The sequence below is a fragment of the Pedobacter steynii genome, from assembly GCF_900103665.1.
Taxonomy (GTDB): Bacteria; Bacteroidota; Bacteroidia; order Sphingobacteriales; family Sphingobacteriaceae; genus Pedobacter; species Pedobacter steynii.
This window is the reverse complement of sequence record NZ_FNGY01000001.1, coordinates 667,444-691,326: the sequence shown is the minus strand read 5'-3', so window position 1 is coordinate 691,326 and position 23,883 is coordinate 667,444. Positions and strand designations below refer to the sequence as shown.

The 23,883-nt window shown below is 42.2% G+C and carries 21 protein-coding genes; 7 read left to right on the top strand and 14 right to left on the bottom strand.

The features are described 5' to 3' along the window. Positions 1 to 101: 101 nt before the first annotated feature. Positions 102 to 695: an RNA polymerase sigma factor gene (locus BLQ87_RS02705; RefSeq protein WP_074604580.1), complete on the bottom strand. Its 594-nt coding sequence runs from the start codon at positions 693 to 695 to the stop codon at positions 102 to 104. A 429-nt stretch (positions 696 to 1,124) separates the two neighbouring features. Here BLQ87_RS02705 and BLQ87_RS02700 point away from each other — a divergent pair, with 429 nt between their 5' ends. Beyond that, entirely contained in the window at positions 1,125 to 2,285 is a 1,161-nt protein-coding gene (locus BLQ87_RS02700; RefSeq protein WP_074604579.1) for a GNAT family N-acetyltransferase, read from the top strand. Positions 2,286 to 2,321: 36 nt separating this feature from the next. On the opposite strand, the gene BLQ87_RS02695 is transcribed toward BLQ87_RS02700, so the two are convergent. Beyond that, a complete protein-coding gene (locus BLQ87_RS02695; RefSeq protein WP_074604578.1) occupies positions 2,322 to 3,776 on the bottom strand; it encodes an amidohydrolase family protein in 1,455 nt (484 codons plus the stop codon). A gap of 507 nt (positions 3,777 to 4,283) precedes the next feature. Between BLQ87_RS02695 and BLQ87_RS02690 the strand changes: the two genes are divergently transcribed. From BLQ87_RS02690 to BLQ87_RS02665, 6 genes are all read left to right on the top strand, one after another. Continuing rightward, positions 4,284 to 5,459, top strand: coding sequence for a hypothetical protein (locus tag BLQ87_RS02690; protein ID WP_074604577.1), 1,176 nt, complete (start codon positions 4,284 to 4,286; stop codon positions 5,457 to 5,459). Between the two features lie 115 nt (positions 5,460 to 5,574). Next, complete coding sequence (locus tag BLQ87_RS02685; protein WP_083361652.1) at positions 5,575 to 6,225, top strand: head GIN domain-containing protein; 651 nt, start codon at positions 5,575 to 5,577, stop codon at positions 6,223 to 6,225. An 11-nt stretch (positions 6,226 to 6,236) separates the two neighbouring features. After that, on the top strand, positions 6,237 to 7,763 hold the full coding sequence (locus tag BLQ87_RS02680) for a DUF4833 domain-containing protein (RefSeq protein WP_074604575.1): 1,527 nt from the start codon (positions 6,237 to 6,239) through the stop codon (positions 7,761 to 7,763). Between the two features lie 50 nt (positions 7,764 to 7,813). Further along, a complete protein-coding gene (locus tag BLQ87_RS02675) occupies positions 7,814 to 8,419 on the top strand; it encodes an RNA polymerase sigma-70 factor (RefSeq protein WP_245723782.1) in 606 nt (201 codons plus the stop codon). Positions 8,420 to 8,431: 12 nt separating this feature from the next. After that, positions 8,432 to 9,391, top strand: coding sequence for a FecR family protein (locus BLQ87_RS02670; RefSeq protein ID WP_074604573.1), 960 nt, complete (start codon positions 8,432 to 8,434; stop codon positions 9,389 to 9,391). Further along, a complete protein-coding gene (locus tag BLQ87_RS02665) occupies positions 9,391 to 11,181 on the top strand; it encodes a peptidase associated/transthyretin-like domain-containing protein (protein WP_074604572.1) in 1,791 nt (596 codons plus the stop codon). Before BLQ87_RS02670 ends, BLQ87_RS02665 begins: the two co-directional genes overlap by 1 nt. On the opposite strand, the gene BLQ87_RS02660 is transcribed toward BLQ87_RS02665, so the two are convergent. From BLQ87_RS02660 to BLQ87_RS02605, 12 genes are all read right to left on the bottom strand, one after another. Beyond that, complete coding sequence (locus tag BLQ87_RS02660) at positions 11,178 to 11,861, bottom strand: SIR2 family NAD-dependent protein deacylase (RefSeq protein ID WP_074604571.1); 684 nt, start codon at positions 11,859 to 11,861, stop codon at positions 11,178 to 11,180. The two genes, BLQ87_RS02665 and BLQ87_RS02660, sit on opposite strands and share 4 nt — an antisense overlap. Further along, on the bottom strand, positions 11,821 to 12,771 hold the full coding sequence (locus BLQ87_RS02655; protein WP_074604570.1) for an HTTM domain-containing protein: 951 nt from the start codon (positions 12,769 to 12,771) through the stop codon (positions 11,821 to 11,823). Before BLQ87_RS02655 ends, BLQ87_RS02660 begins: the two co-directional genes overlap by 41 nt. Positions 12,772 to 12,782: 11 nt before the next feature. Beyond that, the gene (locus BLQ87_RS02650) at positions 12,783 to 13,259 is read right to left on the bottom strand and encodes a hypothetical protein (RefSeq protein WP_074604569.1); all 477 of its coding nucleotides are present in this window, start codon (positions 13,257 to 13,259) and stop codon (positions 12,783 to 12,785) included. Positions 13,260 to 13,320: 61 nt separating this feature from the next. Continuing rightward, entirely contained in the window at positions 13,321 to 13,749 is a 429-nt protein-coding gene (locus BLQ87_RS02645; protein ID WP_074604568.1) for a hypothetical protein, read from the bottom strand. A gap of 141 nt (positions 13,750 to 13,890) precedes the next feature. After that, the gene (locus BLQ87_RS02640) at positions 13,891 to 16,659 is read right to left on the bottom strand and encodes a CHAT domain-containing protein (RefSeq protein ID WP_074604567.1); all 2,769 of its coding nucleotides are present in this window, start codon (positions 16,657 to 16,659) and stop codon (positions 13,891 to 13,893) included. A gap of 15 nt (positions 16,660 to 16,674) precedes the next feature. After that, complete coding sequence (locus BLQ87_RS02635) at positions 16,675 to 18,048, bottom strand: S8 family serine peptidase (RefSeq protein WP_074604566.1); 1,374 nt, start codon at positions 18,046 to 18,048, stop codon at positions 16,675 to 16,677. Between the two features lie 12 nt (positions 18,049 to 18,060). Beyond that, positions 18,061 to 18,801: a hypothetical protein gene (locus BLQ87_RS02630; RefSeq protein ID WP_074604565.1), complete on the bottom strand. Its 741-nt coding sequence runs from the start codon at positions 18,799 to 18,801 to the stop codon at positions 18,061 to 18,063. Further along, positions 18,798 to 19,385 carry an RNA polymerase sigma factor gene (locus BLQ87_RS02625; protein ID WP_074604564.1) on the bottom strand — a complete coding sequence of 196 codons (588 nt, stop codon included), beginning with the start codon at positions 19,383 to 19,385 and terminating at the stop codon, positions 18,798 to 18,800. Before BLQ87_RS02625 ends, BLQ87_RS02630 begins: the two co-directional genes overlap by 4 nt. 322 nt (positions 19,386 to 19,707) lie before the next feature. Then, the gene (locus tag BLQ87_RS02620; protein ID WP_074604563.1) at positions 19,708 to 20,292 is read right to left on the bottom strand and encodes a DUF6580 family putative transport protein; all 585 of its coding nucleotides are present in this window, start codon (positions 20,290 to 20,292) and stop codon (positions 19,708 to 19,710) included. Between the two features lie 102 nt (positions 20,293 to 20,394). Beyond that, positions 20,395 to 21,498, bottom strand: a complete 1,104-nt coding sequence (locus BLQ87_RS02615; RefSeq protein ID WP_074604562.1) for a DUF5074 domain-containing protein — start codon at positions 21,496 to 21,498, stop codon at positions 20,395 to 20,397. 27 nt (positions 21,499 to 21,525) lie between these two features. After that, complete coding sequence (locus BLQ87_RS02610) at positions 21,526 to 22,641, bottom strand: PKD domain-containing protein (RefSeq protein ID WP_074604561.1); 1,116 nt, start codon at positions 22,639 to 22,641, stop codon at positions 21,526 to 21,528. A 132-nt stretch (positions 22,642 to 22,773) separates the two neighbouring features. Further along, positions 22,774 to 23,877, bottom strand: a complete 1,104-nt coding sequence (locus BLQ87_RS02605; protein ID WP_074604560.1) for a YncE family protein — start codon at positions 23,875 to 23,877, stop codon at positions 22,774 to 22,776. Positions 23,878 to 23,883: the final 6 nt, after the last annotated feature.

The window sequence follows — 23,883 nt, the reverse complement described above, 5'->3', positions numbered from 1 at the left end:
TACAGAAAATCATTTCTTTCACAAAAAACACACAACACACTGAATACCAGATATTTTTTTTTTAAAACAAATAGATAAAAGCAGGAAAAGACTGGAGAGAACTATAGAAAAAGGTGATAGATGAGACTCGTGATCCCAGCAATGGTAAGGGATTTAGAAACGTGTTTTCTGATGGAGATGACCGCATCCGACAGGTGCCTGTCGACTGTTTTAGTAGACAGCTCCAATTCTCCTGCAATTTCGCGATAGCTCATTTCTCTTTCGCTGCGCATCTCAAATACCAGTTTTTGTCTGGGGCTTAAGCTATCCATACCGGCCCGGTATAAGGTTTGCAATTGATTGGCGAGTAACCTGCCATCGGCATTTTCTGTACTCTGCGGTTCTACAATTAGTGCTTCCAGGTCTATGGTTTCCAGTTTTCTTTTTCGGTAATGGTCGATAAGAGAAACCTGAAGAATACGGAACAATAAAGGGCCAAGGGACATGGTATCCTGGTAAAGCTGTTTTTTCTGTTGCCAAACTTTAAGCATGGTATCCATTGCCAGTTCTTCGGCAAGGCCGGTATCATTGGTGTGCCGTAAGGCAAACTGATGTAGTTTGCCAAAATGCAAGCTAAAAAGGGCATCAAATGATTTTTCATCCCCGTTTCTCCAACGGGCAATCAATTCATTTTCGTCCTTCTGCTTTGCAAACATTTTAACCCATATTTAAATTGCCCAAAATTACATAAGCAAGGGATAATGGCATATTAAATATCTGTTAACTAATTGTGTTACTGGCCTTATATCAACCTCGCCACACGCTGTCTTTCCTGTCTACAGTACCTGCCACTGATTAAATGCTATGGTCAAGACTGAAGCCCATTCTTCTTAAGCAATAAAAAAATCCTGTTTCCATCACTGGCATATGCAGTCCATATGCAGTTCAATTCCGTTTTATTTTTATTAGTGATTATTTAATCATTAACAGGTAGTTGATAGGTCAATCATTGGTCTGAAAGACCTGTTAACTATGTATTTACAATAACGCAACTATTAATTTTAATTAACAACATCCAATAATCATATCAAAAACATTTCGTAACTTGTTATTACACGAATGAATTACTTAATTATGAAACAGATATGGGAAAATTAATAAACGGCATATTTGGCGGATTCCATGGAAGAATCGGCAATTTGGTTGGTTATACCTTAAAAGGTAAATACATCATCAGGAAAATAGGAAGAAGTTCTAAACCGCTCACACCGGGCAGGAAAGCAAACTGCCAAAAGATGACACTCGTAAATGAGATTCTGAGCCCTTCCCTCCCGGCTATACAGGTAGGATACCGCCTTATGGTGGCAGGAACAGACAAAAACGAGTACAACGAAGCGGTTTCTTATAATAAAAGAAATGCCCTTCAGGGTGCATATCCAAACCTCAGTTTGGATTACAGCAAAGTATTATTGAGCATGGGAACACTTCCTGCAGCGATTCATCCTACCATCAGTCAAACAGACGATAAAATCACCTTTAACTGGGAACCAACAGCTGATCAGGCCTATCAGTATGGGAACGATCGTGCAATGCTGGTGGTCTATTTCCCTGATTTAAAAGTATCCCGCTGCGATTTGATCGGTTCAAAAAGAATTGAAGGAGCACATACCCTCAATATCGATCAGGAACATGTACATGAACGCATGGAAGCCTACATTTCTTTTGTCAAAGACAATGGAAGAGAAGTTTCGGATAGTGCCTATGCAGGTGCTTTAAATGCCCGTAAAACCTTGGAAATTTTAGAAAAAGCGGATCCGGAAGCGGAGCGCTCAAACCGGGATTCCGATTATGCCGGTTCGGATTTTGACATCATCAGCTATCGGGAGTATCTTTTGGCTTCAGGCATCGGAGTTCCGGAACCAAAAAGTGGACCGGACAAAATAATAACCAGCCGCTGGTCGATATATGTGCTAAAAAGCAGGGTCAGTGATCAGAGAATTGGCGATTGCTACCTTAGACTCCAACAGAATGATAAATTTACTGCCGAAATGAAGGTTAGCATTGCTCATGAAGAGCAACGTAAGGGTTATGCAAAAGAAGCATCATCAGTAATGATATCCCTCCTGTTTAACAAATCAGAAGTTAACCGCATCGTAAAAATCGTGGATGCTCAGGATTCCGCTGCAATAGCTTTGATGAAAAGTCTGGGCTTCAGAGAAGAAGAACATTTTAAAGAAAGTGCATTTTCAGATGGTAAATGGATCAGTGAATATCAGTTTGCGCTGTTAAAATCGGATTGGGTGTAATTTTTCCTTTATTTGGAATTATAGTTCAACCATCTGTTATTTCCCGCGACCGGGAAATGCAGGGGATTTTTTCTGGCTTAAAATAGTTTGCTCAAACCGTACAAAGTCATTATTCAGTTTAAGCAACAGCTTTTTCTTTACCGATGGCTCCTTGATAAAGGAGTAGTTGATGCTGTTATAGACTATTTTTTTAATATCTTCATAGCTAAACTGAGGATACCTGCCCGCCAGCAAAACGTATTGCTCCGTTAAATTACTCCTCAGTACTCCTGCATCATCTGAACTGATGACCATGGGTACCCCAAATTCTTTATATAGGCTGATCGGGTGCCGGTCGTCCTTTACCTTCAAAATAAACTCATTGCTGGTCAGGTTGATTTCTATGGCCACATCTTTCTCTTTCATATAGTTCAGCAAGTCGTAACTTTTTGACTCATAAGGCAAATCCACCCCATGTCCAATACGGGAAGCACCCGCCTCACGTACCGCAGCATTGATGTGCCAGCTCAGTTCTTCTGGTTTTACCAGGCCCAAAGTCAGCTCTCCTGCATGCATAGAATACTTCACCTGAGGATATTTCTTATGGCAGTACTTAAACATCTGCATGTGCAGCCAGTAATCCCGCATTGCGACATCGTTATTTTCGGGCGACAGAATATTTACACCAACAATTAAAGGATTTTTACTGGCGGCGTCAAATGCAATCAGCAACCTTTTAAACACCTCAGTAGCTTCCAGAATTCTAACCGTATAAGTCTGATACCGCATGGTGAAGGACTCATCGTCTATTTTTAACGATTCATGCAGCTTGGTCACCGTATTTACACTAAAGTTATCTGCACAGGCGATCACGTCTTTTTTAAGCAGCTCCTGATACAAAGTATCCAATAACAACTGGCATTGCTGCACATCGTTTTGTTTTTGAACGAACTGAAGCCCGGGATTGAAACGCAGGTTTAAATCGTCCGTTCTGCCACATTTGGCAGAGGCAAGCATCGTCTCTATATAACTGACATTTTCCTGGACCGCCCTTTTTTTAAGTTCCAGTAAGCCGGAATCTATAGTGTTTTCACTTGCAATGTCAAAATGAGAGAAAGAGTCGAAAAACTGTCTATCAGACGGCCCGCTAACCCCATTATAGTCTTTAACAGACCACCTTTGTAATAACCTGAACTTATATTCGTCCAGCTGCCCTTCTTTTTTGATCTCGCTTAACTTCATCCATTCCTGGTCTGCAGAAGGCCTTTTGTCTTTAACTTCTAACGTGGTTTTGTTGATAAAGTAATCCTGTGCAATCACATAGTTCACAAAGCTTTCTGCATACACAGAACCACTATAGTGATGATGAAGGTCTCCTCCCTTAGGCATTTGCGAAAAAAAGGCAGTCAGCTTTGCAGGATTGTTCCTGATTTTCTCCAGGTAATGATGTACCGTTTGAGCAGAAGCAGAAAAAAACAGAAACGTGAGAATGGTGGTCAGGTACTTTTTCATGGATATGGTTTAGTCAGGCGTTTCTGACCTAGCCACAATATTAAGAAAATGATTTAATTAATTCTTATGTTCCTACATATACCACCCTGCATTTGCATCTCCGGATGTTCAGCGACAAATGTACCTATGCTGGTAACACATCATTTGGATAAGGCACCGGCCGTATCACATCTTTATGTGACCACTACTTGTATTTAAATGCAATTAATTGATCCCAATTTTGTAGAGAGATCAGATTTAAAACACCCCGACCAAATGAGTACAACTCTCCTGATAGCCGGCCTGATGTTGAGGCCCGTTTATACAAAAAAAACGGCTAAAACGTTCCTCCACGGGATGAAACTTATTGTATTTGCTTAGGTACATATAAAAAGCTGCTGTAGAATTGTCATTCCTCGCCACCACCCCGGTGAAAATGCAGGCGGTTTTTTCGTAACAGTTATTTTTTTCAAACCCGACGTAGGGGTAAACCTTCATCTCGTTGTCTCATTTTAAAATAAGACAGAAATGAACACATTTTACAACGAAAAAACGCAACCGTCTAATCCTTTCAAAGGCTTTTTAAAAGCTTTGGGATTTACCGGACTTTTATTATCTGGCCTGAATAGTTTTGCACAGGATAAGAATCCTGGAAAAATCCATATTGGTTTTGTCTATCCCCTGAGTACCAACGGAACCCATGCTCCTTTAGACACGAACCGCTTTTCTTTTCACCTCCTTGCCGGTGTATCCTCTGTAGAAAAAGGCTTTACCTTCGCTGGATTTTCGAATATCGTCCGTAATGAAGCCACGGGAACACAGTTTGCGGCATTCTCTAACCATATTGGTAAAAAAGCCGAAGGACTGCAAATTGCAGGTTTCGCAAATACTTATGGGGAAGGTCAGGGTGCTGCTTTTGCGGGATTTGGAAATATTTCCAGAGGAAATGTCAAAGGCGCGCAACTTGCTGGTTTTGGAAATATAGCCAGGGACGTAGATGGCGCTCAGCTTGCCGGTTTCTTCAACAAAGCAACCTCCGTTAAAGGTGCACAACTCGCTGGTTTCATGAACCTGAGCAACAAGGATGTTTCTTCCAGTCAACTGGCGGGCTTTATTAATAAAGCCGAAAACGTAGGTGGTTCCCAGTTTGCAGGTTTCATCAATATTGCCAAAAAAGTGAAAGGTGTTCAGGGTGCCGGATTCATCAATATTGCAGACAGCAGCGACTACCCTATCGGCATCATTAACCTGGTCAAAAATGGAGAAAAAGGGATTAGTGTCACAACTGATGAAACCACCAGTACCATGCTGTCTTTCAGATCGGGTGGCAAAACATTATACGGCATCATCGGGATCGGTTATAATTTCAAGAATAAAGATGAAGTCTATGCGATGGAGGCTGGTTTCGGAGCACATTGGTTCCAAAGCAAATCATTCAGGCTAAATACGGAATTAACGGGTATGTCGGTAGAGCGTTTCAAAGCCGGAGAATACTTCAAATCTTCTCTAAAAGTATTGCCTGCATTCCGGATCGGAAAACACTTCGAAATCTTCGGTGGCCCTTCACTTAACTTCATCAGTACCAATACTACTGAAGGGAGGAACTTACACACAAAATTCATCCATACCTGGGGAAACAAATGGGGAAATAGCCTTCAGGGCTTATACATCGGCTACGGAGGTGGAATCCAGTTTATCCTTTAATCAAAAAAATACAAACATCAAATTATGAAACCATCATGATCTTACAGATCACACCACAAAATGATTTAACAAGATCATGATCGCTTCATCACCATTAACAAACAAATAAATTCCAATGAAAAAGATCATTACCATCATGTTCATCAGTATCGTCCTGATGTCATGCACCAAAGAAAAACTGACTGCGAGTGGGGATAAAATCACAGAAACCAGAACTCCTGGCAACTTCAACGGTGTCAATATCAGTGGCTCTAAGACAATTTATGTCAACTATGGAACCGAATATAAAGTAGAGATTAAAGGTTCTAAAAACCTGATTCCCTTCTTCAAAACAAGCATTATTAACGACGTTCTTTACCTCTCTTATGAGAAAGTCAATGTACTGCATGACGACCTGGAAGTCCTGGTTACCCTTCCTCAAATTAAAAATGCGGCCCTGAGTGGCAGTGGGAAAATTCTGATTTCCGGAGACTTTCGATTAACCGATAAATTGAAAACTTCTGCCAGTGGTTCGGGAGAAATCAGGGTAGATACTCCTTTTGAGGTCAATGACCTGCTCGTTAACATTTCAGGTTCAGGAAAGATCAATCTTGAAAAAATAGTAGCAAAGGATGCCGATGTAGACATTTCCGGAAGTGGTGATGCGAGAATCAGCATTACAGAAGAGCTCAAAGCAAGAATCAGCGGAAGCGGAAAGCTTTACTATACCGGAAATCCTGAAATAGATTCCAAGATCAGCGGATCAGGGAAATTGATCAAATTTTAATCCTTAAAGTCATGGCAGCAAATACCTCTACCCGGGCAGATTTCATTTCTTTATTTGGAGCAGACAAGATCAATATGGAAGCGATGATCTCCTTACAGGAAAAAGCGCCAAATATTGTAGCTTATGCCCTTCCGGCAGTATTCCTGCTCACCATCATTGAGTTTATTTTCTCTCATTTCGGGGAGCATAAAACCTATGAAAAAAAAGAAACATTGGGTTCCTTACTGGTAGGACTTGGAAATCTTGCTGTGAATATTCTGATGAAAGCGGTCCTGATTTATGGCGCTGTCTGGATTTACAATTTGCTGCCATGGCGAATGGAAATGAACTGGTGGACCTTAATCCCCTGCTTTATCCTATACGATTGCTATAGCTATTGGTCGCACCGCAGCTCCCATTTCAACCGTTTTTTCTGGGCCACACATGTCGTACACCATTCTGCAGAACATTATAACCTTACCGTGGCCTTCAGACAAAGCTGGGTACAGCACTTTAAAACAGTATTTTTTATTCCTCTGGCGATCATGGGATTTCATCCGGTCATTTTCCTCGTAGCGAGCCAACTGAGTACACTCTATCAGTTCTGGGTGCATACAGAAGCGATCGGAAAACTGAGCCCTTTTATAGAGAAATACTTCGGCACCCCATCTAACCACCGGGTTCATCATGGCAGTCAGGCGAAATACCTGGATAAGAATTTTGGCGCCACGTTTATGATCTGGGACCACCTGTTTGGCACCTTTCAATATGAAGAGGAAAAACCGATCTATGGACTAACGACCCCATTAGAGAATAAAACAAATCCTTTTGTCCTGAATTTCCACGAGTATAGGGATATGATGGAAGATGTCCGGAAAAGTGATGGAATCAGAGAATGCCTGTTTTTTATTTTCGCCAGTCCGGGAAAGATCCACCTCCATAAACTGAAACGCGATCCGCAACAGGCAGCGGAAAGAGAAAGCAGTGGCCATACGAAAGCAACGGCGATTATACTGATGATTATGCTGCTGTTAAACCAGGTCCTCAATGCCCAGCCTGTCCGGGAAATTCATCCGCTTCCCGCTCCTGAAGGGAAAAATCTGCCAACCCCTACCGGCAAGCATCTTTTGTTCTTTCTGCAGAGAACTCCAGACGCGAACACCGTGATCTATGAGCTCAATTACAAAGAAGATGGAACACTGGACCCGGAGGCACCCGTTAAGGGCTCCTGGATCAGATATGAAGAGCAGGGGAAGACAAAAGAGCTGACCACTATTGAAAAAAAGTTCGCCTATGGATTGAAATGCAAAGCCCTGGGGAATGACCAGTATGAGATCCGTCTGGTTGCCTATAAAAAGATGCCCATGTACCTCCTGAAATCAGGGCCGGACAACAAATACCACATCTACATTAAAGATGAAGGCAAAAATCTGCTACTGAAAAGGGTGTTTGTAAAGGTGAATGGCGGCTCCTTCTGGTTCCCTAAAGTGACCTATATCGATCTGATTACGGCGAACTCGGAAACCGGAATAGAAATCTTAAAAAGAATTAACATTTAAAAGAATAGATTTAACTACAGTCAGGATAAAAGCAAAGGAAACTAATATATTTGAGTAGAATTATACAAGTGAAATTAACCGATCCCGTTTCCGAGCCCCTCGAGCAACGCTATGACGATGCTGCTTTTGAGCTAATGTTCAAAACGCATTACAAGGCCTTGCATGCGTATGCCAATGTGATGCTTAAAGATGATGACCTTGCAGAGGAAATCGTACAGGGCATGTTTTTAAAATTCTGGGAAAAGCGCGAACTGCTAAACATCCAGACTTCCATAAAATCATACCTCTATAAATGCGTTTACCATGACTGTCTGAATCACCTTAAACACGAAAAAATAAAGTCTAAACACCAGGAATTTACTTACCATACCATGGATACACATCATGAATCCGCTTCGGCGAAAGTAGAGCTTACGGAACTGGAAGTCAATCTGGGAAAGGCTTTGAATGAATTGCCGGAACAATGCCGGACGATATTTCAAATGAGCAGGTTTGAGGAATTGAAATACCGCGAGATTGCAGATCAGCTGGGCCTGTCTATCAAGACCGTGGAAAACCAAATGGGCAAAGCCCTGAGGATATTGCGACTGAAACTCGCCGATTTCCTGACCCTGATTTTATTGGGAATCCTATATTATAAAGATTTTTTGAATTAAGCAAGAACAGCAATGACTGATGAATTATTGATAAAGTTTCTATTGAAAGAGACAAGTGAGGAAGAAAATACAGCCATTCAGGAATGGCTGGCTGCTGACCCTGCGAATATTTCCAGCTTTATTCAATTTGAGAAAATCTGGGAAGCTGGTAAGACCTTGGCACCTCAAAGTAAAGTTGATGAGGAACAGGCCTGGAACAAGTTCAGGGAAAAAACTTCCCAACTGAAAAAAGAAGCTGTGGTGCTTCCGTTAAAGAAAAATTATACCTGGTTAAAAGTGGCAGCAGTATTTGTACTTGCCATTGGGGCATGGACCCTGTACCAGCTCATGACACCGGTTGCCTATACCAATCTGACAGCGAGTAACGAAGTGTTGATTAAAACCCTGCCAGATGGATCAGAGCTCACCATAAATAAGAACTCTCAACTGAGCTATGCCAGTGATTTTAAAAATGACCGGAGTGTACGCCTGGATTCCGGAGAGGTTTTCTTTAATGTGGCTCATGATAAGACCCGTCCTTTCGTGATCGAAGCAGATCAGGTCTCTGTGGAGGTGGTAGGAACTTCGTTCAATGTAAAACACAGCATGAAGAAAACTGAAGTTATTGTCGAAACAGGAATAGTGAAGGTAAGACTGGGTAATGAAGAGATCAGGCTCATTAAAGGGGAAAGGGTTTCGATCAGCAACAACAGCAAAAAGCTAGTGAAAGCGCAAAGTGAAGATCAGCTCTATAATTATTACCGCAGCAAGCTGTTTATCTTCAAGGGGACTCCTTTGTCAGAAGTGGCGGAAGTTCTTAACGAAGCCTATGGTGTGCATATCAGTGTAGATCCCGCGGCAGAAAAACACACCCTATTTACCACTTTAAAATTGACTTCCACATTGGATTACAATCTGGATCTCATTTGCGATGCCTTACAATTAACCCGCTCAGGTAACCAACAGGACATCCTGTTGTCTAACAAAAAGTAATGAATATCAAACTGACCCTTCTGTTTCTTTTTTTATATGGCGCTGCTGAGGCCCAGACCAGCATAAACAAGTACCAGCAAAACCTCTCCAAGCGGGTCAGTTTTGACATCAAACAGGAAAAGGTGAGTTCGGTGCTCAGTAAAATGAGTAAAGCCGGAGATTTCTATTTCGCTTATAACGGGGTCTTGTTTTCGCAGGATAGTCTGGTGAACCTGAACGTCAGGAATGCGCCGGTCCGCGATGTGCTGGACAAAATGTTCGATGGTAAAGTCGACTACAAGGAAAATGCGGAATACATTATCCTGCGCTATGCCGTAAATCACCTGACGATTGAACCGGAGAACATCACCACTGCCGAAAACCTGTATATGATCAGCGGATATGTGATTGATACCCAAACGGGGAAAAAAGTAAAACAGGCCAGTGTATACGAAAAGAGATTATTGCAGTCGACATTGACGGACAATGATGGTTTTTTCAAATTGCGTTTCAAAGGAGATCATAAAGAGGTGATCCTGAACGCAAGTAAAGAAACTTACAGAGATACGGCACTCGTATTTCTTGCAGACATCACGATCAAACCGGAGTCTTATGATGATCCTGACAAAGAAAAAGGAACCTTTTTCTCCAATGCGATAGAAGATCTGGGGATCGGCAGGTTTTTCATTTCTTCTGCCCAGCGTTTTCAGAACATGAACATTCCCAATTTCTTTGCAAATACCCCATTTCAGGCCTCCTTCACTCCCGGACTGAGTTCTCATGGCATGATGAGTTCCCGGGTGGTCAACAAAGTCTCCCTCAATGTACTCGGGGGTTATACCGCAGGAGTAGACGGCTTTGAAATGGCGGGGCTGTTTAATTTGAACAAGGGTAATATGAGGAAATTTCAGGCGGCCGGACTTTTCAATGTGGTTGGGGGTTCGGTAGAAGGGTTTCAAATCGCCGGACTACACAATGATGTCAGGGATAAACTGGATGGTGTACAGGCTGCAGGTCTGCTGAACGTCGTAAAAACAGATGCAAAAGGGGTACAAATTGCCGGAGTAGCCAATATTGTGAGCGGAAATATGAAAGGCGTTCAGGCTGCAGGTTTGGTTAATATTGTGAGCAAGGAAAACGATGGCGTTCAGCTGGCCGGGTTGGGAAATATCAACTCCAGAAGCTCCCATGGCGTATCCATTGCCGGGCTTGGGAACCTGACCTCCGATACCGCTTCAGGTGTACAACTGGCAGGTCTTTTCAATTATGCGAGAAAGAATACCGGTTTTCAGCTGGCATTGATTAATTTCTCCGATACATCAACAGGAACGAGTCTCGGTTTGCTCAACTTTGTGGGGAACGGTTATCATAAAGTGAGCCTTTATGCCAATGAGCTGACCAATACAAATGTTGCCTATAAAACCGGAAATGCAAACCTATATAACGTCATCTTTGCGGGAACCAACTTATCCGATTCTTCAAAGGTACATACCATTGGCCTGGGCTTCGGACATGACTTCATCTTCAGTAAACGATTGTCCCTCGCTCCGGAACTGAGCTTTCAGTATTTGTACCTTGGACATTGGAAATATGGTAACACTTTAACCAAACTTCAACTGAACCTTCAGATTCAATTGTTTAAAGGCTTTACCATTTTCGGCGGACCATCCTATTCTTATTATAACAGCGATGCGCCTCCGGGATCAAGTGCTCCGGGTTACAAGCAACAGATCCCTCCCCGAAAGCACGATACTTTTAGTGGAAACAACCAGGGATGGTATGGCTGGAATGCCGGGATTACGATTTTCTAGGTTAGCAACTGCAGGAGCTCTTTCAGGCCTTCGGTAGCGGTCTTTTCAATTCTGACTACCTGTTTGCGGTTTCTTACCTCCGGAATCTTTGGATCGATGATGTATCTCGGGCTTTGTGAAGGAACAAAATTAATCAGTCCTGCTGCCGGATATACTGCCAGTGAGCTCCCAACGAGTATAAAGATATCTGCGGATTCACAGATTTCGGATGCGGTTTCTATCATAGGAACAGCTTCTCCAAACCAAACGACATGCGCGCGCAACTGGCTTCCCAGTTCACAGCGGTCGCCCATCTTTATTTCCCATCCATCTATGGGATAAGTTAGTCCGGGATTAAGATCTGATTGAGAACGGGTAATCACTCCGTGAAGGTGAATCACATTGGAAGAACCGGCCCTTTCGTGCAGGTCGTCTATATTTTGGGTAATGATATGCACATCATAGTATTTTTCCAATTCTACCAGACCACGGTGCGCATCATTGGGTTGCGCCGCCAAAACCTGCTTTCTTCTCTCGTTATAGAAATCCTGCACCAGGTCCGGATTTTTTTTCCAGGCTTCCGGCGTGGCGACATCGTATACGTTATATCCTTCCCATAATCCGTCGGTATCCCGAAAGGTTTTTAATCCGCTTTCAGCGCTAATTCCTGCACCCGTTAAGACCACTAATTTTTTCTTCATAAGTATTGCTCTTCCGATCAAATATAGCTAAAAAGCGTAAATTTGGTTTTCTGAATAAGACTCCTCCAAAGGCACTAAGGTCGAAAACGATCATAATCCAGGCAAACATTTGTAAGCCCATCACTGCGGCGATAAAAACATGCATTATGATGACTCCGATTAGAAGGCTGGCTTGCATTTTACCCCACCTGATCCAGATAAGGAAAGGGAAAAACAGTTCTATCGTCAGTGTCCCCCAGGTCAGTACAGCCGAGATCCATGGATAACTGGCCAGCGACTTGACAAAAGGGGTCAGCTCCGTATAAAACTGAGGCTGGTTGATCGCTTTCCAAATGGCGGTACCATTCATCCATTCCTGCCCTCCAAACTTGGAGAATCCGGCAGTAAAATACACAATACAAAGATGGATCTGTAATACACGCAGGTATAAATTGAGCCGATCCGGGGCAATGACCTCTGTGCTGCCTTTAATGAGCCGATCGAAAGAAAAAACCTTTTCCACCGGAAAAATCAAAGTATAAAACAATAAGCTGAATAGAAATCCGTCAAAGCCGAAAGCCAGGAGGTTATAGCCGTTAAAGACCATCAGATGAATGAGCAAACAGATAAAGGCACTTATTTTTGTCTGGAATCCCAACAACAGGAAGCAGGCTGCAAGTCCGAATACAGTGTAAAGGCTGGTCAGGAACAGGTGCTCATTTTGGATTCCAAAAAAGTCGATCACCTTGGGCAGAGATATCACGTAAGATATATCCAGTGGTTTGGTCAGCACCTCCTGAATGATCCCATGCTGACTAAACAACATGTCCAGCTGATCGAATTCTACCCAAATTTTTGCCAGAACGGTGAGGGCAACACCTATGCGCAAGACCGCGAGTTGGATTGCATGATTAAAAGTAACAGGTTTCATAGTACAAGTATTTATTTATAAGTGTATGTTCCATTGCAAATCTCCCGGAAACGATTTGCCTTTCTGGATAAGCGATATTCGTTCATACTTGGAGGCATGTACTCACCTATCGAAATATAAGTAGGTCCGGCATCGGGATATTTGGCAAAAATATAAGAAGCAACTACCCTCGACATCAGCTCGTAAGCTTTATGGTTCCTGAAGGTATGCAGGACAGAAGAAAAGCGGCAGTCCAGGATGTCTTTCCCAGCACCAAAAGCATCTTGTTTAAGCGTCTTGTGGTCGATAAGGGTATAGGTTTTAACGACAGTCTGATTACCTACGTTTGGAGAAAAAAAACTGTATCCAAAGCCCCCACCCGTCCAGGAGCTATACCTTAATATGATCCCGTCGTAAATTTTATTTTCGGAGATTTCCATCAGACCTGATCCCAAAACAACCATACAAAGATGGAAGATGAGAAAGCCTTTAAGTAATTTATGTTTCATGACTTAGGGTTTAAAAAAAGGGGGCGGAAGTTTCCGCCCCCACAATAGAGATGATTGTTAATTACAGACCTCTGCCTTTAACCGCATTCAGTTTAACAGACTGTACAGATTTTTGCGTTAAGTTGGTATTCAACTGCGAGATAATTGCATCCTGAATGGCCTTTCCTTTGGTAATTACCTTTACGGCAACGATGAAATCAGCAGCGGCTATGCCACCGTTGACACCCACCTTGGAACCGCTCAACTTCCCAATCGTTCCGATTGGCGCAGTACCATATACTTTGGAACTGGAACGACCTCCTTTGTTGGTAGTTACCGTTAAACGATAAGTAGAAGGATCTTCGTTTTTAAGGCTGGCCAACACTTTATCTACTTCACTTTGAGAGCTCGTGTTAATGATGATACCTTTGGCGGTTTCCTGAGCTTTTAATTGTGTGGCTCCAAACATCAGGAACAAACTTGCACAAATAGGGATAAATAACTTTTTCATGGTTTTGGTTTTTAATGGTTAATTAATTTGATGAATTATCTATAGATTCAACACATTAGTCGCAAACCAGGAACAAAGGGAAACAGGTTTAAAAAGTTTTTTTTATTTTTCTTAATAATCGGCCATTTTGATAAGATCAGCCTATCTTTTTAACAGAAAAAAATCCAGGACGGTCAATCCCAACAACAGGATCATTGCGATCCCTGTAATCAAAAATATACGGATCGGCGAGTGCTGAATTCCATCTGTATTCCCGAGTACGATCGTTGCAGCCCAGAAATAAGGGAGGTTGTACAGTTGATCATTCTCCTGAAGGAAATCAAGCTTTGCCCGATTTAATGCTTCATCTTTAGGAAGTCCCTCCTGCAGGTATTTATAAAACAGTTCGGTTAACTGATAGGTCGTTTTATTGTCTACCTGCCATAGGTTGGTAACGGTACAGGGCACACCTGCAGTCATAAATGCCCGGGCCAGACTAAATACCCCTTCCCCTTCTGCATGGTGGCCCACACCGGTATTACAGGCAGACAGCACGATGAGCTCCGTATGGGGGAAGCTCATCTTCTGAATCTCTGAAAGAGAAACCGTAGAATCTGCGAGGTACAAGACAGGTTCTTTCTTTGTGCTGTCTGCCGCAGCATGGGCATAAATCTGTACAATCTGATACCTGTTCAGGTGGTCTAAAAAACCTGCTCTGGTCGCTGCTCCGTTAATGATGAGCCTGGAGGTTTTAAAATTGCGTACGATATTTCCCAGCGATTGATTTGCACCGGGAAGGGCCGCGAGTTTAAAATTACGGTTGTAAGCAGAAGGAGCTATCCCGAGAAAAGTATGCTCCTCTGCAGCGGGTAGATTGACCTTTTTCATCATGACGCGCATGGAATGAACATAGCTGAAGATGTATTTCTTAGCCAAAAAGCTACTCCTGTCCAGCGAGTCTGACAATAAGGCTTCAAAAGGGATAAAATGATCATCCAAAGAGACAATCACCCTTCCTTGCGGGATAGCTAAGGGTTTAATCAGTTTATGGTACAACTGATAGGCGACCTTTTCATAACAATCGTAATACTGGTTCAGTAATGATTTATCGGCACAAAGGGTCAGCAGGTTTTTCGTATCCTTTCCGTAAGACTTATAGGGAATTCTTAATAATTCTTGTCGCCCGGGAGCTAAAAACAAAGCATACACGATGGAATCACCGGTAAAATACTCGATCAGGGATTGCTTCTGGTCCTGAAGTTTAGCCCTGACCGCCTCATAAGGATACACAGAGTTATCGTATTTATATTGATAGTAGATTGGATATTTTAGTTCCAGTCCACGGATAAATGCTTCCCAGTTGTCCTGGGATTCATACCATTTCTCCAAAACCTCCTTATAATGTGCATCGCTTTTATTCATAGTCAGGAGCTTCATACTGAGTGTATAGGTTTTTACACGCCACCGTTTTTCTATCCTGCGGTCTTTTTCAGCGATGTAATTCTCTGCAACGAGTTCACAAAGTTTGTCGTTGAGCAACACTGCCCTGCTTTTTTCAAAGAAGTAATACGCTTTTTCTATATTTTGAAGCTGAAAGCAGACTTCTATCGCTTCCGCATACATTTCCTTCGTTTTTTTTCGCCAGATGAGTTTGGATTGCTCCCCATCCTGTTTCCAACGCATAATGTCTACTGCCTGATCGGCAATTTCATACGTTTTCAAGGCAAGCTGCAGGATTTTCTTATTCTTTTCTTTTCGATAAAGCCCGAGCAAAGCAGCGCCTTTATTGGCCAGAATCGTAGAAACGAAATAGTCATTGGAAACCAGCTTCAGCATGTCGCGGCTGAGGTTACTCTTTATCGCCGTATCATTAAAATTTAAGGGCAGGATGTTCAATGCTTTCTGATAATACTTCAATGCTTTATGAAAGTCCTGTTTTCGCCAGTACACCACCCCAATATTTGAATACAGACCTGCCAGTTGATAACTATCCCCACCCTTTTGGGCCATTTTCAGGCCTTCATTATAATAGTAAACAGCTTTTTCGCCCTGCCCTAAACCATGAAGGTAAACGCTGCCCAATTCCAGAAAATCCCGGGAACATTGCTCCCAGTTCTCCTGCTCTTTATTCAATTCCAGGGATTTATGGTAATATCTTAAGGCCGCAGGGATTTTTCCTGATTTCTGAAGCAGGTCTGCATATACAGAATAACTCGTAGCGAGGTGTTCCGCTCCCCCATCTTCGTTCTCCAATAGGGATATCGCTCTTTTTATGCAAACTTCAGCATCGGAAAACAATCCTGATTCAATCTCCGATTGTGCCTTTTGTGCCAAAAGAGGTGCCATTGCAAGTAAATCCTTCTGCGCTTCTGCAAATAAGATCCCCTCATCAGCCTGCTCCATACTTTTTTGATAATCGCCGGTTTGGAAGAAAGAATAGGCTTTTTGTTCGTAAGCCATAAAAACGATGGCCCGTTTATCAGGATACCTTCGCCCAACATCGATACAACGCTCAAAATAATGGTGGGAATCCTTCAAAAAGTGAATTTTCTTATAAAATATGCCAAGGTTAAAATAGCTGTTGGTCAGAAATGAGGGGTCGAGACCTTCCCCTTTACCAGTATTTACGGCCACCGCTTCTTTCGTATAGATAATGGCCCGCTCCAGGTCGCCGGCCTTGCTGTAAATATCGCCTATGCGGTGTACAATCTGAGCATATATCCCGTTTTTTAAGGGATGGCACCTGATAAATCCACTCTGCAATGCTTTCAATTGCCCGATCTTATCGGAATAGCTGTCGCTTACATTAGATTGAATACCGGCGACAGCATTAATGATTGCTGCATCCCCGGGACATTGGCCTTTTGAAATGAAAGCATAGCAAAAGAAGACCAATACAAAAAAGGTACGCTTGAATGAAAAATATCGCATAATGAATCCGCTATTTTATTTAACACAAGCCCCGTCACGGATGTGTTTCCTGGCAAGCGCCGGATTATTGACCAGAATATGACCACTATGGTCTTCATTCATCAGGACTTTAAGCGCCGAAAGAAAATCTGCTTTCTTAATATTGGGCACATACAAGCTTTTCGTACAATTTGCCCCAATGAGTCCAGTGGCAATTGCGGTAGCAAAGGAGGAACCGCTAATCAGCACTTCCGGTCCGCTGGTATCAAAGGGCAGTTTAAACTTCATCCCCTCTTTTGAAACCTGATCTGCCAGTACGCCCAGGTCTGCATATTCTTTTGAATAATTCTGACTGGCGCTTACTGTCGTTCCATCAGTGGTCGTTACCGTAACCACACTATTGGTAATGGTACTCAAATGAGCAGGATAGAAATTATGAATCTCCAGATTGCGCAGCTGACTGTCCGTTAAAACCAGGCCGTGTTCCACCAGGTACAGCTGTTTTGCCAGCGCATCCTCTGCATCAATTTTATTTCCGGAGGCGGTGACAAAAAGAATTCCCTGTTTTCTCAGCACATTGCTGATCAGCGTTTTTAAATAAGGGATAGGAAGTTCATAGTAATAATAAAAGCCCCAGCTTGCATTAATCAGCTGTGCACCTTTTGCAATGGCGAAATGAATGGCACAAATGATCCCAAAAAGATCTCCTTCTCCATTCTTATCATGCGTTTTAAGCGGCATAATTTTCAACCTGTTTTCCTTGGATTGCTTAAATTCATTGATGATGTACTGGCTCACTACGCTCCCATGGCGGCCGGCATGGTCATCCCGGAAATCGGCATTATCGGAAACGAAATTCCAACCTGCTTTTTGGTCCTTATAGCAGTCGCCGGCTACAGTCCCTGCTGTTTCCTCCCATAAATAAACCGGATCTATCAGATCCGTGTCTATACCGGTATCCAATACAGCCACGATAATCTCCTCCTTGTTTGCATCAAGGGCTAATCTCCTTCCTTTCTTTAGTTCGCTCCGTTTGACATCCCTTTCAGGAATGGTATTCAAAAAATTCAGAGAATAAGATTCCCCAACGGTAGTTGATTTAGGACCCGAGCCCGCCCTTACAGAATCCGTATTCACCAGGGTATGAATTCCCTTTGCTGACCATAATTGCACCGGGATCTTACAATTGCCACAGGAACTGATCTTAATCCCATCGGTATTCAGGAAACCGCTCTCCCGAAAAGAGACCTTAATGATATTGATATCTGCTGTTGTGGGGACCTTTTTGAAATACAGCAAAATCTGATCTTTCCGATAACTATTACTCAATAACCTTTCGGCCTTGCTATTGACTTTTTTAATCCAAACGGGAGGATTCTTCCGTTCAGATTGTACTTGATTCTTATTCATAAATAGGGATGTTTATAATTTTTGTAACCAAATTTCTGCTTCTTTACTGCCTGCCAGATTGCGGTCAACCACTTCTTTCAAGAGTTTTTTTGCGATTTCTTTGTCATTGCCGGCAGATCTTTTCATCAGGACCAGTGCTTTATAAAAAAGACCTGGGTTACTGTACAAGTCATAATCCGCCAGGCGGTCGAACTGCACAATGGCATCTTCATACTTGTGGGAAACGAGGTAGGTGATTCCCAAATTTTTAACGGCTTCCGGCTCAGTCCTCCCCGGTCCGGTCATGGCGCTGAAGATCTGTGCTGCTTCCTCATACTTCTTAGCATTGAAAGCCGCAATCCCTTTTTGCAACTGATCTGTTGTTTCTGCTCCTCCCATATTCAGCCCGAGTGTACTAAAGTTGGCCGCAATGTAATCCTCAGATAACTGTGTTTCATGGGCTGTTTTCCATAGCAGGAACCAGCCAAACACCAGCATAATACAGGCCGCAGCTAGGTAAATTGAAAGCTTTCTAATCCGTATTCCTACTTTCGTTGAATTCCGGACAGGAGCCAATTCGGCATAAAGCAAGGCAAATTCCGCTCTTTTTTCGGCTTCCAGGTGCTGCCGGATCGTATCTCTCATAGAAATATAGCCCGCTACCTCTGCTGCAAAATCAACATCGTTAACACAACGTTCTTCAAAGGCCCCACGCTCCTCTATAGGGAGTAATCCTTCAAAATAGGCTTCTATGATATGTAATGAATTGTTCATCTTAGCGTTTGTTCCACATTAACGTTTTTCTTTAGTCTTTCCAGACAACGCAGGCGACTGGTTTTTACCACATCAGGGGAGTTGTATTCCATAAAGCCTGCAATATCTTTGTCGCTATATCCATCTTCAAAAAAAAGTAAGATCTGCCTGCATTTCTCTCCCAGCGCGATCAGCTTCTGCATCAGGTACTGCCGTTCTTCCTTCATCAGGAGTTGCTGAACCGCAGTTCTCGCCTGATCAGGCAGCTCATACACCAGGCTGTCGATCGGCATGGCTTGATTTACCTTTCTTTTATTAGTCGCATCTTTCCTTAAAAGGTCAACACATTTGTTGGAAAATATTTTATAGCCATAAGATTTGAGGGCAGAACGCCCCTCGAAACTACCTTTGACGATGTTATCAATGATGCTGATAATGGTATCAGAATATGCGCTGGCCGCATCTTCTTCAGCCATACCGTACTTTTTTGTGCCTTGATGGATAAAATAAAAGAAGGTTTTGTACAAATCCCGTTCAAAAATTCTTCGCTGTCCCCCACCTGCTTTCAACCCTTCCAAAATTGCTATATCTGAGTCTTCCCCCATGGTTCAAGATATTAAGCTTAATGTAAGTTATTGGTTACACTAGGGAAGTTAGCAAAAATAACTTAGGTTAAAAACAATATTCAAACAGAACATTAAATACTGATCGTCAGCATTTTAAAACACCAGCAAAAGAACAATGCTAAATCGAAAAATCTAATTCCGAAATCCTAAAAAGAAGTTAAAAAAAGATATGCAGTTGAGACATGGCTTTATTGGCCCGGAGTGGATAGCCATGGTTCAGGAAATAAAAAAGCATAAAAAAATCCCGGGTTCCTCATGATGGCTCATGGGAATCCCGGGATTCAATTTATAGGATAGCTGACTAAGCGGCTATTCTGCTATTCGTTAAACTCAAATATGGATATTTAGCTTTAAGCATTTCAAAAGCACCAAACATCACTGCTCCGTAAGCAACGGTTCCGTAAAGGAAGCTCTTCTCATATGGAATAGCTGCGGTTAAACAGGCAATGTAACCAGCAAACGTAGGTGGGTATAAACCTGGAACATACATCGCACTGATGTCACTAACGATCCAGTGTATAAGAACAGCCACAACTGCAGAACCGATAAAACTTAATACCGTCACTTTATTCATCATTACTTTACCTACGACTACCATCAGGATGAACGCGATATACGTCCAATACCATCCGCCATAGAAAAACCCGTAACCTGAAGTTTTCGCGATGAAAATATCGCTCAGTAATAAAACCAGTAATGGAAAAGCAAAGGCCTTCACATTGTTATTGAAGTATGCCCCTCCGAATAAAGCGATAGCCCCTACTGCAGAGAAATTAGCGATCACTTTAAAGTCACCGGAAAATGGAGCTGCAACACGGATAATGCTGACAAAGATGATAATCAATAGCAAGATCATCGTACGCGGATTGAATTTAGATTCAGACATGTTCATTTAAATTATATAGCAAAGTTATATTTTTTCTATCGGATAATAAAACGGGGAAATCCCTGTTGTGGAATTTCCCCGTTTTTCATTCATTTATTGGCCTTAGTGAAATACAAACATCGCCGGGAAATAGTATTCCCCATAGGTAATGGTTTTATTCAGTACGCCTGTTTTGGCATTGTGGAAATAAAGCTTATTCACCAGGAAGTTTGCTCCGAAACCATCCTGAACAGTTCCTGTAACCAGCTCATCTGTCTTAGCATAGTAGCCTATGTTATTTTTATAAAAGGATTGTTTATCCGGGGTGGTGATAAATGGCTGATCCAAAGAAGCCTTATTACCGTTGATATATCTATATACAGTTTTTCCTCCACCCCAGCTATTGGCCTTAACTAAGAATACCGTATTTTCTGTACTTGAAGCAGTGATAGGTGAAGAATACCAGGTAGACCAGGTGGTATTTGGCGTAAATGGAAGTTCTACGCTATCCGTTGCTAAAGTTTTAGGATCCGATTGGTAAAGATATTTACCAGCGGTGTACCAAACCTTACCGTTAGGTGTTCTGGCAAAACCAAGGGTTACCCCTTTGATCTTTTTCGCCACAGAATAATCAGCAACATTATAAATCACCGCGCCATCAGACTGAGATAGTGCATAGACATAATTTTCTGCTTTTAACATATCTCCTGTCTGTCCTTTGGCACCCAACAGACGCATCATTGGTTTATAGGTTTTAAGGTTAACCAGGTAAATTCCATCAGAACTGCTCAAAAGACCATTGTTATCATCTATTCCGACAAATGCACGCCAGTCGTACTCCGAGGAAGCAGGGATTCGTCCCACTTCTTTCATCGTTTTTGCATCGGCAACGACAACCGGCCCCTTGGCCTTGCTCACTATGTATAAATTGTTTTTGAACATCGTTCCAAACTGAACTGTAGAACTCGTTGGTTCAAATCCCTTTCCAGGATTTTCTTTCTGAAAAATACTATCCTTCAAACTCGCAGATGCGGCGTCAAAAAAGCTGACAGATCCGGTACCATGACCAAACCATCCTTCATTGATGATAAAAAATCCATCTTCATATTTACCCTTTACCGGGTTCACTTCCTGCTCTGCTACCGGAGCACTATCTTTCTTGCACGAGAATAGTGCAGCGGTTAAAATTACTGCTGCTGCTATTCCTTTAAATTGTTTTATTCTCATTTATGATTGTGGTGTATTTGTATTCGTTTAATTCGCTTTCACAAGGCTTAGGTCTTCTACACCTATCACTTCCGTAGATAATTCACCTAACCAGCCCATATTGGCCTGTATTGCCGTCTGGATCTTGATAAAATCAATTCCACCGAGCGCCACAACTTTACCATCTTTATCTACTGCTTTTGCAATGTCGATTTTATCGCCGCCAGCCGTATTATCTGCATAACCCCATGCAAATGGAGCGCTGGTGATATAGGTCGGAACAGTCATATCAATCCCTGTAGATGGCAATCTTGAACCTTTCAAGGTATATTCATTACCTGTTACCCATTCCGGAAAATAAGACTGCTTGTGAAAAGTATTGGTTTTAACGACTCCTGTATTGCCATCGCTGTCTTTCCATGGAACATCGGCAGTAACCGGATTCGGCTTGGTATAGGTAACGGAGTAATCCCGTTTATAGCCAGGCTTATTGAATTCACTGCCTGCGATTTCATACCAGGTATCATCCGCCAATCCATTTCCGTTTTCATCCTGCATCACCCAGATAATTCCCGGCTCGGCAAAGTTTGGCATTGGGTTTCCATAGACCATAATATCGTCTTTGTTGACTTCATTGATCACCGTATGGTCGAAACCAAGGACGATATATCCACCCCAGGCACCAAGGGTTACCATTCCCTTTTTGCCCAATATTCCCTGGGCACTGACCAGGTTTCCGGGTGCTTTATTGATAAACTGTCCCGGTGCAGGGTTATATTCCAATAACCTGGTGACAAAGCTACTGCTGCCAGGTGTGGCAGGGACCGTAGGTACACCTACATTTAAAACATAAACATAAGTAAATGACCCTGTTTCAGCTTTTGCGGTATAGGTAATGTTATAAATTCCTGATTTAGGAGGTGTAAATGCAAATGAACTTTCTGTGGTTTTGATCACGCCATCAAGCGTCCAGGTCTGTTCCACGGATACCCCATTCTCAATACTTGCTGAGAAGGCGATTTTTTCATTTACTTTTCCGTTTAACTCTTTATCAGTGATGCCCATCTTCACAGCTGGTGCCGGTTTTTCTTCTTCATCCTTTTTACAAGATGTCAGGACGCTAAAACCTAATAGCGCAAGAATGAGGTAATGTTTAATTTTCATTGGGATATAGTTGTTTTCATCGGTTATGAAGCGATCATGATCCCGAGGTTCATTTCGTGATGTGATCTGCGAGATCATGATCGTTTCATTTGTGTGTGTGTTTGAGCGCGCAGTATTTTTTGTTAAAACAAATTATTTATAGCCGTATCTGAATGCAGCAAGCTTAGGCATAAGTCCTGTGTCAAAAGAGAATTTCTTTATGCCATCAGCACCAAAACAGAAAAATTGAGAAGCATCGGAATCACCAAAGAAAACATCCTGACTTAATGAATTTACAGTCAGTCCATAAGGCGTACCAATCTTTGTGTTATCTTTAATAAAATCTACCCCCAATTCGTTAGTACCAAGATTAAACTGTTTAAGGGTATAAGTTGGCCAAGTACCACTGATCGCATAAGCTTTAGCGCCATCAATCGCCAAAAACTCCAGACTAATTTTATCATTTGAGGCCACTTTAGTATCAGTAACACTGCTTATTTTATCTACAGTAGGCTTAAGATCAGCATAATTACCTTTCGTAATCACAAACAGATCTCCAGTATTGGTCGCTGAAATATTTGTAGGATTAAACCCTACAGGGATAGACTTCGACTTGCTAAAAGTATTTAAATCTACGACCGATACAGAAGCATTGTCTGCCGTTCCATATTGGAAATGAGCAGAATTTACCACGTATAATTTATTATTGACAATCGCCATTTGCTCCAATGCACCGCCAACAAGGACTCTGGACTCGACCGCCAAACTTGCCGTATCAATTTTAGTGATCTTGCCATCGTAAGAAGATACATAAGCCTTGTTTTTATTGAAGACCACATATCTTGGCAGAAAGCCTTCTGTTGCATCCGACAAAGAAATACGTTTAATGGATTTTCCGGTAGCAAGACTCATTACTTCCAGATAAGAATCTTTTGCTGCCTTAGTTGTACCCACAATGACACAATACAACTTGCTGCCATATTGCTGTAAATCATTTGCATTTGTACCCAGAGAAGTAGAATTCTGCTTCTTAAAATAATCCTTTTCTACTGTTTTTGCGGCAATATCATAATAGCTGATGCTACTGTTATTTGTTCCCGGAGTAGCTGAATAATATCCTTCATTCAGCACATATACACCAAGGGTAGAAACCGGACCTGGTACGATATCGGGCATTTTATCCTTCTTACAAGAAGAAAAACCAGCCATCAGAACTGTGGCAAGTAAAATAGATTTTAAAGTAATGTTTAGTTTCATATTCTA